This window comes from Polaromonas sp., from assembly GCF_029945685.1.
Classification (GTDB): Bacteria; Pseudomonadota; Gammaproteobacteria; order Burkholderiales; family Burkholderiaceae_C; genus Polaromonas.
In genome coordinates this window covers 202,880-216,100 of the sequence record NZ_JAQSDA010000007.1, presented here as the reverse complement: position 1 = coordinate 216,100, position 13,221 = coordinate 202,880, and the positions used below count along the sequence as shown (strand labels likewise).

The window sequence follows — 13,221 nt, the reverse complement described above, 5'->3', positions numbered from 1 at the left end:
CAGGCGCCGGCTGGGGCGGGTTGATGCGCAAAGCGGACGACCTCATGGGTTGAAGCGAGTTGCCTTTTACCGGAAGGCTGACCCACAGGGACAGTAGACACCAAAGGACTACACAATGTAATTCAAATTCCGGCTTTTGCGAACACCGGGGGGCCGCCGGCTTTGCAGTGCCTAGCGCGAGCAGAGTCCCTCGAAGCAGGTGCGAATCACCAGCTCCATGATGTCTTCATCACTGTGCTGACCGCCGGCCCGCAGGAACTCCAGCACCGGGTCGCAGGCCCGGGCATACAAGGTGTAGAGCACCAGAATCGGCGGAATGCTGGTGCTCAGGGAGCCGTCTTTCTGCGCCCGTTCTATCCAGCCACCAATCTGGTCGCTGATACGCACCAGCCCGTCGAGGTAGGCCTTGTTGTTCATCAGCGTGGTGCGCAGGCTCGAGTTCTGGTGCGGCAGTGAGGGCATTTCTCCGGCCAGCTGAAGCTGCAGCATCCAGCGCACCATCGCCTTGAGCTGCGCCAGGGGCTGGGCGTCCGGGGGCAGGCTGGCCAGAAAGGCCTGCGCCAGCCCCACCACGCGCACCATGGCCGCTGCAGCGAGGTCTTCCTTGCTGGGGAAATGCTTGTAAAGGCTGGCCTTGGCAATGCCCACATCGGCAGCCACCTCGTCCACCGTCATCAGGTCAAAGCCCTTTTCCGCCAGCAGCCGGTTGACCGCCTTCACAATGGCATCCTCGCGGGCCGCCAGCATTTGCGCCTTGAAAGAGATTTTGGGGCCGCCATGCGCAGCGGGCCTTGCCTTGACGGCCGACGCGGTAGAAGAGGTAGTCATGTCGATATTTTAGCCGCTCTCGTCTGAATCGGGAGTGACTGATCTATTTTCTACCGTACAGTCACAATTGAACCTTACAGTTTCTGACACTTTATTCCCAATCGTTGCGCCTCTTCGGGTGGCGCGCATGTATCTTGCATTCTCTTGCCTACTCTTGCCTTGCGTGGCTGATGCCGTGTGGCACTGGCATCCTGTTTCTTCCTGATGGAGCACGAGACCATGAAAACCACCTGGACCGGCTCTGTGGCCTGGTTGCTGGCCGTCTCTGCCGCACTGGCCCTGGCGCTGGCAGCGCCCAATGACAACAGTGTCATGGGCCAGCTGCCCTCGTTCATGGCACGCACCCTGGCCCAGCAGACCATGGCGGTGCCTGGCGGCCTGCCGGCCGAGCGGACACTGGCCCTCATCACTTTTCGCAGCAGCCAGCGCGCCCACATTGACAGCTGGATCCAGGGCCTGAACCTGCATGCCGATCCCTCGATCACCTGGCTGCGCATGCCGGTTCTCGACGACCCGGGCAACACCGCCGCTCGCAGCGCCATTGAGACCAAACTCCTGCGCAACTACCCGGCGGACACCGAGCGCACGAGACTGATGCCGGTATTCACCGACCGAGAGCGTTTTGTCCGCTCCGCCGGCCTGCGCGGAACCGACGAGGTTTATGCGGTGGTGATCAACCGGCAGGGCGACGTGCTGGCCCGCGCCGAAGGCGCATTCGACGCCGACAAGGCGGACAAGCTGCGTGAGACCTTGCAGCCAGACCGCCCTCAGGCGTCGTCCAGCCCCCCGGCAGGGGCGTCGCCCAGGGTGAAGTAGAACGCAGCGCCGCGCCCCGGCGCGGATTCGGCCCACACCCGCCCACCGTGACGCGTGATGATTCTGTGCACCGTCGCCAGGCCAATGCCGGTTCCGGCAAACTCCGCGACGTTGTGCAGCCGCTCGAAAGCGCCGAACAGCTTTTCTGAATAGGCCATGTCAAACCCCGCGCCGTTGTCCCGCACCACGTACACGACCTCACCGCCAGGGCCTTGCTCGCGCCTGAACTCGATCAGGGTTTGCGCTTGCTGGCTGCTGAACTTCCAGGCGTTGCCCAGCAGGTTGTCCAGTACCTGCAGCAGCAGGCGTGCATCACCCTGGACCATCAATTCGGGCTGGATGTCGAGCACGGCCGTGCGGTGAGGCTCACGCTCGCGGCAACCCTCCAGTATCTTCTGCGCCATGGCGCTCAGGTTGACGCTCTCCCAGCGCAGGCTGGTACGCGAGACCTGGGCCAGTGACAGCAGCGCGTCGATCAGCTCGCCCATCTGCGCCACGCCGGCACGTATGCGGGCCAGGTAGTGCCTGCTGCGTTCACCCGCCGCGCCGTCCTCCAGCTCCCGGGCCAGCAGGTTGCTGAACCCCCCGATGGAACTGAGCGGCGTGCGCAGGTCGTGCGACACCGAATAGGAAAAGGCCTCAAGCTGCTTGTTGGCAAACTCGAGCTGGCCGGTGCGCTGCTGAACCCGGTCTTCCAGACTGGCATTGAGTTGCAGGATTTCCTCGCGCGCCCGCTTGCGCTCGCGGATATCGGTGTTGATGCCCAGCACGCCGTTGACCTGGCCCTGCTCGTCGCGCACCACCGTCCAGCGCGCCTCAATGCTGACTGTCGTGCCGTCCCGCGCCACCTGCTCCATCTCCCCGGTCCAGTCCCCGTCATTGGCCAGGGTCTGGTTCATGGCGTCAACCAGCACCTGCGGGTCGCGGTACATCAGCTGGTCCATGGTTTTGCCGAGCACCTCGTCAGAGGTCCAGCCGTAAAGGCGCTCCGCGCCCTTGTTCCAGAAACGAAGGGTTCTGTCCAGGTTGCGAACCATGATGGCGTCCTGCGCCCGGTCCAGCAGCGAAGCCTGCTCGCGCACCTGGGCGGCCGCGAGCCGCACCGCCTCCTGGCTGCGTTGGCGCTCCAGCCGGGCGCGCAGGCTGCCAATGCCAAACGCGAGGTTGTCGGCCATGTCCTGCAGCAGCCGGATCTCCTCAGGGGCCAGCTTTTCAAGCGATTCCGAATACAGGCCCAGCAAGCCGAATGCACGATGGGTATCACACAGCGGCAGGAACACCGCGCTGCGGTAGCCCTGCTCTGCCGCTTCCTCGCTCCAGTAAAACTGGTTGGCCCCCTGCGCAATGTTTTCACTGACACTGGCTTGCCCGCTGCGTATGGTCTGGCCCGCGGGCCCTCGCCCCGTGGGCTGGTCGGCATCCCAGGTCAGCCTGACCCTGGCCAGGTAGCCCTCTTCCTGGCCCGCGTGGGCCATGGGCTTGATGGTGCGGTCTGCGTCGTCCTGCGCATACCCGACCCACGCCATCCGGTAGCCGCCCACTTCCACCGCCAGCTGGCACACCTGCAGCAACAGCTCGGCTTCGTCGTCAATGCGGGTCAGTGCCTGGTTGCAGCGACTGAGCATCTGCAGCGCCCGGTTGGTGCGTGCCAGCTCACGGTCGGCACGTTTGCGGCCGGTCACGTCACGCGCGATGCCGACAATGCGTTCCACCGCGCCGGCTTCGTTGAGGACCGGGTAGGAACGGTCGCGAATCCAGCGGACCTCGCCATCCGGGCGAACAATCCGGTATTCCAGGTCGGTGGTGGCGCCTGTGGCCTGAAGGTGTTTGGTCTGCGCTTCCACCTCCCGGTCGTCAGGATGGATGGACTCGCGGTAGGCTTCGGGAGTTGCGTACAGCTCCTCCCGGCGACGCCGCCACAAGGTCTCATAGGCCGGGCTGATATAGAGAAAACGTCCGGTGGCAAAGTCGCGGTTGTAAAACACGTCCTTGATGTTCTCGGCAAGTTCGCGAAAGCGCGCCTCGCTGCCCAGCAGTGCCGCCTCGGCGCGCGCGCGTTCGATCGCAATGCGCGCCAGCCGCACGGCCGTGTCCACCAGGGCCTGGTCCGCCGCCCGGGGCGTGTACGGGGTGTGATGGTAGATGGCGAAGGTGGCCAGGACCTCGCCCGCCGCAGAAAGCACCGGCGTGGACCAGCACGACTGCAGGTCGAATTCGCGTCCGAGCTCGCGGTAGTTGCGCATCAGCGGATCACTGGCGAAATGCTCCACCACGACCGGTTTTTTCCGGAACGCGGCCGTCCCGCACGCGCCAGCGTCTTCGCCGATTTCCAGCCCGTCAATCTGCCGGTTGAAGGCCGCCGGCAGGCTGGGCGCCGCGCCATGGCGCAAACGCGGGCCCTCGCGCAGCAAAATGGAACACAGGCTATTGGCGGAACGGCCCTCGATCAGGCCCACAATGGCTTCAAGGGCCTGCGGCAGGGACACGCCGTAGGCTATCAGCTCCAGCACCTGCTCCTGGTCGCGGAGAAACTCCTCGGTGAATTTTCGCTCGGTGATATCGGAAAACACCACCAGCCCGCCCACCAGCTGTCCCGCCTCGTCATGCAGGGGACGGACGTTGTTGCGCAGCACATGGTCCCTGACGCCAGGCCGGCGCAGCAGGACATCCCAGTTGTCGACGCTCTCGCCGCGAATGGCCCGGCTCAGCGGCCGATTGTGCGGCGCACATACCGTTTTGCCGTCCAGCAGCACCACCTCGTGGTCCGCGCGCCAGTCTGCCAGTGACATCCCCGCAGCGTCGACTGGAAAAAACCTCTTCGCCGCCGCATTGAACAGCAGAAAGCGGCCTTCGACATCGACCGCCAGCACCCCTTCACTCATGCTGTTGATGATCATGTCCAGCATGCCGCGCTCCTTGCCGATGCGGGCCAGCGACGCGTCGCGCTGGTGGTGGCTCCGCTCCAGCGATTCGGCCATGCGGTTGAAGGTTTGTGCCAGGTGCCCGAGCTCTCCCTGGTAGAGCGGGCCGAGCTCAATGCGAGCCGCGAGGTTGCCGCTGGCCAGTTCGTCGGCTTCGCGCAGCATGGCGCTGGCCGGGTTGACGATCAGGCGCTTGCCCATGACCCAGGCGCAGGCCATGCCAGTCATGACAGCAGCCAGCAAGACCGCCAGCTCCAGCGCCAGCACCTCCGTCGGTTCGGCGGAAATCCGCGCGCGCGTCATGCTGACGGCCACAAACAGCGCGCCGGCCGCCGGACCACTGACCGGGGCGAAGGCGTAAACGCGCTGCTCCCCGTCACCATCCCGTGCCTCCACGATGCCGGCGCGCGGGGCCTGCAAAAAGGCCCGGATGCTCGCATCTTTCTGCAGACTGCCCACCGCGCCGGGCATGGCTGGCTGGGTGGCCAGGATGGTGCCCTGACGGTCGGTCAGCACCATGCTGGCGCCAGGCGTGGGCATCTCCTGCACCAGCAGGGGGGCAAAAGCCTGCACACCAAGTGCGGCAAACACCATCCCGCTCAGCGCCCCGGCGTTGTCCTGCACGGGCGCCGCAAAACCGACGCCTGCCTGACCACTGCGCCTCCCGGTCCCGTAGTCACCGATCGAAAACTGGCGGCTGGCGAGGACACGTTTGAAAAATGGACGGGCGCTGGCATCGGCGCCCACGACGCTCGCGTCGGAGTGGCACAACACGGTGCCGTCAAGGTTCACCACGCCCAGATCGGTGTATTGCGGGTGCACCGCATGCAAATTGCGAAGGTACTCGCTGCACAGCCCCGGCAGCCGGCCCTTGATGGACGGCGCGCTGGCCAGATCGCCCAGAAGCTGTTTGATCGCCTCCACCTGCGACTGCTGGCTGGCGGCGGCCAGCAGCGCCTGGGACTGCAGTGTGGAGCGCGCAAGCTTCAGGGCATCGCTCTGCTTGTCGGCTGCGACCCAGGCAAACAGGGCCAGCACCGGCAGCAAGGCCACCACGATCAACACCAGCAGACGGGTGCGAAGACCCAGCGAACTCAGCATGCCATTCCTTTGCGCCTTGCGCTTGCAGGGGTCGGCGCGGGCCATTATTCACCGCGCATGGTCCACGGTTGTTACAAAACCGGCACTTTGAAACCCCGGCACCATCGTAGTACTTTGACCTGGCGATGACCACCCGTCGGGCAAGCGACCGCCGTCCTCCTACATCCGGAGGCTCATAAGACCGACAAATTCACCCCGGCCAAGGCAGCACAGTGGGGCGCTGAACCCCTTGCCCTTACAGGAAGAACGCTCGTGGCCCGCCCTTTACCCCACCAGACCGACCAGACCTCCCAGCCCAGCCAGCCTGCGCCACCCGCGCGGAAGCAGGCCAGCGACCAACCCGGCCAGAGCGAAGGCATGCCGGTCAAGACCCCGGCACCGGGACGCCCGCGGCCCGGCCGCGCGGAAACGCCCAGCGATGCCTCGGACGAAGCCAGCCTGGCGCTGCCGCATGAACGTGACCAGTCCGTCGACATGACCGATACACCGCCCGATCCGCAAGTGCAGCAAGCCAGCCGGGACCTGCGCCGGGGCCTGCAGGACACCGGCAATAGTGTTCCCATGGACAAGACCTACGACCGGCTCAAACGGTAAAACAGCGCCCCTCGGCAGTCGATTGCTACTAATTTGATAGCTATTGACGCACAATGGAAAAGGGCTGCAGCTTCTTTTTACATCCAACCCAAGGGCGACGAGCCGGCGGAACGCGGCCGTGGTGCGTCAGGGTGTGCGGGACGACGGCTCGGGGGCGCCCGCAGGCACACGCTCGGTCATCCAGCGCAGCAGGTCCAGCCACATCTGGCGCATTTCGGCGTCCAGTGGTGTGCGCATCGCGTTGGGCAGTTCAATGGTGACCACCGGCACCCCCTTGTGGACACCGCCGTAGTTGCCCAGCGAGCCGGGGAAGATGCCGACCTGGTCCAGGTACAGCCGCCCCAGTCTGGACGGCGGGACCGACGGCCCGTCGAAGTCAAGCACGCCGTAGGGCGCATGGATGCTGACGATCAGGTGGGGCTTGAAGCTCTGCATTTCCTGGTACAGGAAGCGCGACTCCGGCTCGGACAGCGGCTTGGTGCCCGGCCAGCGGCGCGGGTCCTTGCGGGTGCGTTTTTCCCAGTACACCTTGGCGTCGCGCTCCCAGAAGGGCGTGGGAAAGTTGCGGTTCAGATCGACGCCGTTGGCGTTGACGCGCTGCGGCGGGCTGGCCAGCAGCCCGTCGGGATTGAGGGCCGGAATGAAACGCCAGTGGATGGCCTGCGACCAGGGCGCCGTGGTCTCCTCGGCCAGGCGGATCCAGTGCAGGGCCACCGAGGCCGACGACAGCTCATCGCCATGAATCGCGCCCAGCACCAACACGCGCTGGCGAACATCCTCGGGCTTGACATCGCGCATCCACAGGGTCTGCCCCCTGACCGAGCGGGCGGCCGTGGGCTGCAGCCGGGCGGCCTCGCAGAGGCTGCGCTTGAGATTCGGCAGTTTGCGAACAAAATCATCACAAGGCCCCGCAGCCTGTGCGCCAGCCGCTATCAAAAAAGAAGCTGTCAGGAGGGCGACGGTACAGGTCAAGCGCATGCCCCGATTTTACGCGCGGCGCCCGACGGCCTGGGCACCATCACGGCCCGTGGCATTCGGGTAAATTACCCCCATGACGCTTCCCATTGCCTTGCGCCGGGCCAGCCGCCCCAGTTTTTCACCGCGCGAGTTTCGTGCCTGCCTCGGCATGTTTGCCACCGGGGTCACGATTGTCACCGCGCGTGCAGCCAGCGGCGAGCTGGTCGGGCTGACGGCCAACTCCTTCAACTCTGTTTCGCTGGAGCCGCCGCTGGTGCTCTGGAGCCTGGCGCAAGCGGCCGGCTCCATGCCCGCACTGAGCACCGGCTCGCACTACGCCATCAACATTCTGGCGGCCGACCAGAAAGCACTGGCCGAGCGTTTTGCGGCGCAGCGCGAAGGCCGCTGGGACGGCGTCGCCTGGACCGAAGGTGCCAGTGGCTCGCCGCTGCTGGCGGGTGCGGCGGCCACCTTTGAGTGTTTCAACCGCAGCCGCTACGACGAAGGCGACCATGTGATTTTTGTCGGCGAGGTCGAACGCTGCGCCCACCGAGCCGGCGCGGCGCCGCTGCTGTTTCACGGTGGCAAGTTTTATACCGAGCACCCGCTTTGACAGCCCCGGCTATAACCCTCCGGAACGCATGACGCCACGCAAGACCCATCTCGACACCCTCGCCATTTCCCTGCTGCTGGCCTGCTGCCTGTTCTGGGGTTTCCAGCAGGTGCTGGTCAAGGCCACACTGGTCGAGCTGCCGCCGGTGTTTCAGGCGTCCATCCGTTTTGCCGGCGCCACCTTGCTGCTGTGGCTGTGGTGCGCCTGGCGCGGCGTCCGGCTGTTTTCCGGCGACGGCACACTGGGCGCGGGGTTGCTGGCCGGCGCCCTGTTCGCCGTCGAGTTCGCCTGCCTGTATGTGGGCCTGCAGTACACCAGCGCCTCGCGCCTGACGGTGTTTCTCTACACCTCGCCCTTCTGGGTGGCCATTTTGCTGCCGCTGTGGGTGGCCTCCGAGAAGCTGCGCACCCTGCAGTGGGCGGGCCTGGCCTGCGCTTTTGCAGCGGTGGTTTTTGCGCTGCGCGAAGGTTTCAGCGCTGGAGCCGCGTCCACCTGGGCGGGCGACCTGCTGGCGCTGGCCGCCGGCATGTTCTGGGGGCTGACCACGGTGGTCATTCGCGCGTCGTCACTGAGCCGGGTGTCCGCCGAAAAGCTGCTGTTCTACCAAGTGGCGGTCAGCACCGTGGCCTTGCCCGTGCTGTCGCTGGCGCTCGGAGAGCCATGGGTCTGGACCCTCAGCCCGTTTGCCATCACATCGCTGTTGTTGCAGACGGTGATCGGTGCTTTCGCCAGCTACCTGGCCTGGATGTGGATGCTGGGGCATTACCCGGCCACCAAAATCTCGGTGTTTGTGTTTCTCACACCGCTGTTTGCCTTGCTGTTTGGGGCGCTGTGGCTGCAGGAAACCGTCACGCCCAGCCTGCTGGCGGCGCTGGTGCTGGTGGCGGCGGGCATCGTGCTGGTCAATCGCAAGCCCGGCAGCTGAGATGGGTCCGACGCGGCCACGCAATCGGCCCTGGCCGGGCGGGTCGGCGCCGAGCGAACTGGCTCAATAGCCGGCGTTGCCTCTCACGCCGTGCAAGAACCGGTGTTCCCCAACACAGTGCCCCAGCCGATAGTCTGCGGCTTGTGGCGGCCCTGGCGCGGCAACAGGCGTTGCGGGACGGGACTGAAAACACGCCGGCTGCAAGCGCCTGCTGGTCGGCATGGTAGGAGCTGCGCACCAGCGGACCCGAGGCGGCATGCACAAAGCCCATCGCGTAGGCGGCGTCCGCATAACGCTTGAAGCTGTCCGGATGCACATAGCGGCGCACCGGCATGTGGCCGCCGGACGGCTGCAGGTACTGGCCGATGGTCAGCATGTCCACGCGGTGGGCTCGCAGCGCGCGCAGCACCTCCAGAATTTCGTCGTCGGTCTCGCCCAACCCCCCCATCAGGCCGGACTTGGTCGGGATGGCCGGATGCCGGTCCTTGAAGCGCTGCAGCAGGTTCAGCGTGTTCTGGAAATCCGCGCCGGGCCGCGCCTCCTTGTACAGGCGCGGCACGGTCTCGATGTTGTGGTTCAGCACGTCCGGCGGCGCGGCGCCCAGAATGTCCAGCGCCAGGTCCAGCCGCCCGCCAAAGTCGGGCGTCAGGATCTCGATGTTGGTGGCCGGCGCCAGCCCGCGTATGCGCTGGATGCACTGCACAAAATGGCTGGCGCCCCCGTCGCGCAAATCGTCGCGGTCCACCGAGGTGATGACGACGTAGTTGAGTTTCATCAGCGCAACGGTCTGGGCCAGGCGCTCCGGCTCGTCCTGGTCCAGCGGGTCCGGCCGGCCCGTGCTGACGTTGCAAAAGCGGCAGCGGCGCGTGCATTTGTCGCCCATGATCATGAAGGTCGCCGTGCCCTTGCTCCAGCACTCGCCAATGTTGGGGCAACAGGCTTCTTCGCACACGGTGACCAGCTGGTGGTCGCGCACGATGTCCTTGGTCTCGCGAAATCGGCCCGTGGGAATCGCCGCCTTGACACGGATCCAGTCGGGCTTGGGCAGGCGGTCATCGGGGTCGGCCAGTTCCCGCTTGGTCTTGAGGCTGGCGCGTTGCTGGTCCGGCCGGCCGGACATGCCAACGGCCTGCGGCAGCACCGACACGATGCTTCTGAAGCGGATGGTCTCAAGGGTCATGGTGCAGGGGTTCTGGTTAGCGTTGTCACGTGCAGGGCACTGATACAGCGATTGAAATAGGGGTCCGCCTGCGGGCGGCCATCAGGCGGCCGACGGCACACCGGGCGCGGCCCGGGGGTAGAACGGCTGCTTACCCGCTGCGTGGTCGGTCGCATCGACAATGGCCGTGATTTCAGGCGCCACCCTTTTGACCATGACTTCAAAGCCCTGGCGCAGCGTGACCTGCGACGAGGCGCAGCCCTGGCAGCCGCCGCTCATGGTGATGAACAGCCGGCCGCCCTGCACGTCCAGCAGCGAAATCTTGCCGCCGTGGCTGGCGATGGAGCGGTTGACCTCCCGGTCCAGCAGTTCCTGAACCGCCGCACCCAACTCCGCGTCTGACCTGGCTGGCGCGCCGCCGGGGGCTGCCGTCTCCAGAATCGCCGGCAGGCCGCTGAGCAGCTGCGCGCGCAGGGCCGCGCCGATGGCCGCCTTGAGTCCGGTCCAGGCGGCGCCCGGCGCCTTGCCGATGGTGACCACGTTGCCGGCCATCAGCACGCTGGCCACGCCGCCGAGCGCAAACAGCCGCTCGCCCAGCGGCGAGCCGGCAGCCGCTTCCGGGCTGGCAAAAAACCAGGGCCCGCCCGGATGCAGGCTGCAACTCACAATGAACCTGTAGCTGTCGGGGTCGGCGAGCGAAGCCTCGGCGCGAATGCTGACCGGCTGATCCACCCACGCCAGGGCCGGCGCCGGGGCGTCAGACATCTTCGGCGCCTTGCAGGGCAGCGTGCTCGCCGAGGTCCCGCAGGTCGTTGAAGGCATAGATCCCGCTGCTGTGGCCGTCGCTCCAGTCGAACTGGATCGCGTAGTTGCCGATGCTGACGATCCGGCGCGGGCTCACATCCGCCCGCACGGTGCGGGGGTCGAGCAACGGGCGCCCGCTCATCTCCTCGACGCAAAGGGCGCAGCGGCAGGCCAGGCGCAGGTCGCGAACATCCAGGTCGTCGCGATGGCCGTCCTGCCACAGCAGCGACAAGGTGCGCGGATCACGGCGCAGCAGGCCGACCGGGATATTGCGCGCGCCAGACGGCTGCACGGCGGCTTCCGTCCATGCCGGCGCGCCCGCGTTGCTGTCCCAGTTCCAGGCAAAGGGCTTGAGCCCGGTGTTCGCGGTGTCGAGCTGAGCCACCAGCGCGCCGGCGATGGCGCCATAGACGCGGGCACTGGCCGACTTCGGCTGGTCAACGACGATCGGGCAGCCCTCGTCACCACAGGTCACCACCTCGGCATCCAGGGGCAGCGCACCAAGGAACGGCACGCCGAGCTCCTGGCTCATCTGCTCGCCGCCGCCGTGCCGGAAGATATCCGTGGTCTCGCCGCAGTGCGGGCAGGTGAAGGTTCGCATGTTCTCGACGATGCCGAGAATCGGGACCTGCACTTTCTCAAACATGCGCAAGCCCCGGCGAGCGATCTTCAGGCTCACGGCCTGGGGCGTCGTCACGATCACCACGCCCGACAGCGGCAGGCTCTGCGCCAGCGTCAGCTGGGTGTCGCCGGTGCCGGGCGGCAGGTCCAGGATCAGGTAGTTCAGCTCACCCCACTGCACGCCAGCGACAAACATCTTGAGGTACTTTCCAACCATCGGTCCGCGCAGGACGGCCGGCTGGTCGTCGCCGGTCAGCATGCCCATGGACACGACCTTCAGGCCGTAGCGCTGGGCCGGGATCATCCGGCTGTCTGCCGTCATCTCGGGCGGCTCTCCGGTCGGGATGCCCAGCATGCCGGGGATGCTGGGGCCCAGGATGTCGGCGTCCACCAGCCCGACACGCGCCCCGCGCTGCGCCAGCGCAAGCGCCAGGTTGACGCTCACCGTGGATTTGCCGACGCCGCCCTTGCCGCTGCCGACCGCGATCAGGTGACGGATGCCCGGCAGTTTCCCGGAGCCGGCGGCCGGCTGGGGTAACGCGCCTGGCGTGGGCTGTTGTGCGGGGGCAGTGGTTTGCATGGCGGTGTTTCTTGCCTTGTGGGTTCGGGGTTGAAGGACGGTCATGGCACGGCATGTCGTGTCGTGGGCTGCCGGACTGTCGCGGCCGCAGGCTAGACCGCGACCACGGCCAGGTCCGGCTCGATCGTGCGCACCAGGTTCTCGATGGCGGCCAGCGTGCCCGAGATCGAGCTCGGGCAGCTGCCGCAGGCGCCCTGGTAGTGGATGCTGAGGTAGTTGCCAGCCAGCCCGACCACATGCAGGTCGCCACCGTCAGCCTGGAGTGACGGCCGGATGCGCTGGTCCAGCAGCTCGCTGATCACGTCGAGCCGCGCCTGGTCCTCCTCGCTCATGTCGTCGATGGACGCGCGCGCCGCAAACACGGCGGCGGCCGACTGTGCGGCCGCTGCCGGTGCGGCGCGCAGCGGCACAGCAATCAGCCGCACCAGTTCGGGCCAGTCGGCGCCGCCGTCTTGCGTCACCGTGAGCCAGCGGTCCACGTAGAACACGTTGCTGACATGGGGAATAGCGAACAGCGCCGAGGCCAGCGCGTCGTCACTGGCCTGCGCTGCGTTCTCGTAGGAATGCGAAACCCCCCAGGTCAACGGCTCGTGGAGCGTGAACTTGACCGCATTCGGGTTCGGGGTGTCGTCAATTTCGGCAATTTTCGGCATTCAAGCCTCCTGAAAAATGAGCGCCTGGCGGGGCCGCGCGGGCGCAGTTTCAAGGTCAAGGTCAGGGCGTCCCTGCCGGGTTGACCAGCGCCTGGAGTTCGCCCAGCTCGTACAGCTCGCGCACGATGTCGGCGCCACCCACCAGCTCGCCGTTGACGTAGAGCTGCGGAATCGTCGGCCAGTTGGCATAGGCCTTGATGCCGGCCCGTATCTCCGGGTCGGCCAGCACGTCGACGGCGGCGAAGTCCCGCAGCCCGCAGGCCTGGAGCATCTGCACCGTGGCGCCTGAAAAGCCGCACTGCGGGAACTGCGGCGTGCCCTTCATGTAGAGCACCACGGTGTTGGCGTTGACCTGCGCGTGAATTTTTTCTTGAACGTTCATGAGGGGTTCCAGAGTTATTGAGGGATTGATTTCGCCCAGGCCTCGGGCGTGAAGGTTTGCAGCGACAGCGCGTGGATTTCCGAGCGCATGCGATCACCCAGCGCCTGGTAGACCTGCTGGTGCTGCTGCACCCGGGTTTTTCCCGTAAAGAGCGGGCTCACGACCACGGCCTCGAAGTGCTGGCCGTCATCGCCCCGCACCTCCGCGTGGTCGCAGGCCAGGCCGTTGACGATGTAGTTTTTCAGTTCATGGGCAGTCAGCATGGAG

The 13,221-nt window shown here is 66.2% G+C and carries 12 protein-coding genes and 1 pseudogene; 4 read left to right on the top strand and 9 right to left on the bottom strand.

The window, feature by feature from the left end; translation table 11 throughout:
- Positions 1 to 171: 171 nt before the first annotated feature.
- Positions 172 to 747 carry a TetR/AcrR family transcriptional regulator gene (locus tag PSV26_RS05050; RefSeq protein WP_300568628.1) on the bottom strand — a complete coding sequence of 192 codons (576 nt, stop codon included), beginning with the start codon at positions 745 to 747 and terminating at the stop codon, positions 172 to 174.
- 300 nt (positions 748 to 1,047) lie between these two features.
- Between PSV26_RS05050 and PSV26_RS05045 the strand changes: the two genes are divergently transcribed.
- Positions 1,048 to 1,644: a hypothetical protein gene (locus PSV26_RS05045; RefSeq protein WP_300515710.1), complete on the top strand. Its 597-nt coding sequence runs from the start codon at positions 1,048 to 1,050 to the stop codon at positions 1,642 to 1,644.
- Here PSV26_RS05045 and PSV26_RS05040 read toward each other — a convergent pair.
- Positions 1,596 to 5,666 (bottom strand): PAS domain S-box protein, encoded by a 4,071-nt coding sequence (locus tag PSV26_RS05040; protein WP_300568484.1) that lies wholly within the window; start codon positions 5,664 to 5,666, stop codon positions 1,596 to 1,598. The genes PSV26_RS05045 and PSV26_RS05040 overlap by 49 nt on opposite strands.
- Before the next feature lie 357 nt (positions 5,667 to 6,023).
- Between PSV26_RS05040 and PSV26_RS05035 the strand changes: the two genes are divergently transcribed.
- Positions 6,024 to 6,260 (top strand): hypothetical protein, encoded by a 237-nt coding sequence (locus tag PSV26_RS05035; protein ID WP_300568625.1) that lies wholly within the window; start codon positions 6,024 to 6,026, stop codon positions 6,258 to 6,260.
- A 126-nt stretch (positions 6,261 to 6,386) separates the two neighbouring features.
- On the opposite strand, the gene PSV26_RS05030 is transcribed toward PSV26_RS05035, so the two are convergent.
- Positions 6,387 to 7,238 (bottom strand): M14 family murein peptide amidase A, encoded by an 852-nt coding sequence (locus tag PSV26_RS05030; protein ID WP_300515704.1) that lies wholly within the window; start codon positions 7,236 to 7,238, stop codon positions 6,387 to 6,389.
- A 73-nt stretch (positions 7,239 to 7,311) separates the two neighbouring features.
- Between PSV26_RS05030 and PSV26_RS05025 the strand changes: the two genes are divergently transcribed.
- Positions 7,312 to 7,830: a flavin reductase family protein gene (locus PSV26_RS05025; protein WP_300515702.1), complete on the top strand. Its 519-nt coding sequence runs from the start codon at positions 7,312 to 7,314 to the stop codon at positions 7,828 to 7,830.
- A 28-nt stretch (positions 7,831 to 7,858) separates the two neighbouring features.
- Entirely contained in the window at positions 7,859 to 8,755 is an 897-nt protein-coding gene (locus PSV26_RS05020; RefSeq protein ID WP_300568483.1) for a DMT family transporter, read from the top strand.
- A gap of 205 nt (positions 8,756 to 8,960) precedes the next feature.
- Here the strand turns inward: PSV26_RS05020 and lipA are convergent.
- From lipA to PSV26_RS04990, 6 genes and pseudogenes are all read right to left on the bottom strand, one after another.
- Positions 8,961 to 9,875, bottom strand: a pseudogene (gene lipA / locus PSV26_RS05015) (lipoyl synthase); the annotation flags it as partial.
- 141 nt (positions 9,876 to 10,016) lie between these two features.
- Positions 10,017 to 10,679, bottom strand: a complete 663-nt coding sequence (locus PSV26_RS05010) for a NifU family protein (protein WP_300568482.1) — start codon at positions 10,677 to 10,679, stop codon at positions 10,017 to 10,019.
- Positions 10,672 to 11,919: a P-loop NTPase gene (locus tag PSV26_RS05005; RefSeq protein WP_300568481.1), complete on the bottom strand. Its 1,248-nt coding sequence runs from the start codon at positions 11,917 to 11,919 to the stop codon at positions 10,672 to 10,674. The genes PSV26_RS05010 and PSV26_RS05005 overlap by 8 nt, the downstream gene beginning before the upstream one ends.
- A gap of 92 nt (positions 11,920 to 12,011) precedes the next feature.
- A complete protein-coding gene (locus PSV26_RS05000) occupies positions 12,012 to 12,572 on the bottom strand; it encodes a NifU family protein (RefSeq protein WP_300568480.1) in 561 nt (186 codons plus the stop codon).
- Positions 12,573 to 12,633: 61 nt separating this feature from the next.
- Complete coding sequence (gene grxD / locus PSV26_RS04995) at positions 12,634 to 12,954, bottom strand: Grx4 family monothiol glutaredoxin (protein WP_300568479.1); 321 nt, start codon at positions 12,952 to 12,954, stop codon at positions 12,634 to 12,636.
- 14 nt (positions 12,955 to 12,968) lie between these two features.
- Positions 12,969 to 13,217 (bottom strand): BolA/IbaG family iron-sulfur metabolism protein, encoded by a 249-nt coding sequence (locus PSV26_RS04990; RefSeq protein ID WP_300568478.1) that lies wholly within the window; start codon positions 13,215 to 13,217, stop codon positions 12,969 to 12,971.
- Positions 13,218 to 13,221: the final 4 nt, after the last annotated feature.

Bases quoted from the DNA above. Each gene is read 5' to 3' on its own strand.
- PSV26_RS05025 (WP_300515702.1), top strand. From the start codon at position 7,312: ATGACGCTTCCCATTGCCTTGCGCCGGGCCAGCCGCCCCAGTTTTTCA.
- PSV26_RS05045 (WP_300515710.1), top strand. From the start codon at position 1,048: ATGAAAACCACCTGGACCGGCTCTGTGGCCTGGTTGCTGGCCGTCTCT.
- PSV26_RS05035 (WP_300568625.1), top strand. From the start codon at position 6,024: ATGCCGGTCAAGACCCCGGCACCGGGACGCCCGCGGCCCGGCCGCGCG.
- PSV26_RS05040 (WP_300568484.1), bottom strand. From the start codon at position 5,666: ATGCTGAGTTCGCTGGGTCTTCGCACCCGTCTGCTGGTGTTGATCGTG.
- PSV26_RS05005 (WP_300568481.1), bottom strand. From the start codon at position 11,919: ATGCAAACCACTGCCCCCGCACAACAGCCCACGCCAGGCGCGTTACCC.
- PSV26_RS05030 (WP_300515704.1), bottom strand. From the start codon at position 7,238: ATGCGCTTGACCTGTACCGTCGCCCTCCTGACAGCTTCTTTTTTGATA.
- PSV26_RS05050 (WP_300568628.1), bottom strand. From the start codon at position 747: ATGCTGGCGGCCCGCGAGGATGCCATTGTGAAGGCGGTCAACCGGCTG.
- PSV26_RS04990 (WP_300568478.1), bottom strand. From the start codon at position 13,217: ATGCTGACTGCCCATGAACTGAAAAACTACATCGTCAACGGCCTGGCC.
- PSV26_RS05020 (WP_300568483.1), top strand. From the start codon at position 7,859: ATGACGCCACGCAAGACCCATCTCGACACCCTCGCCATTTCCCTGCTG.
- PSV26_RS05010 (WP_300568482.1), bottom strand. From the start codon at position 10,679: ATGTCTGACGCCCCGGCGCCGGCCCTGGCGTGGGTGGATCAGCCGGTC.
- grxD (WP_300568479.1), bottom strand. From the start codon at position 12,954: ATGAACGTTCAAGAAAAAATTCACGCGCAGGTCAACGCCAACACCGTG.
- PSV26_RS05000 (WP_300568480.1), bottom strand. From the start codon at position 12,572: ATGCCGAAAATTGCCGAAATTGACGACACCCCGAACCCGAATGCGGTC.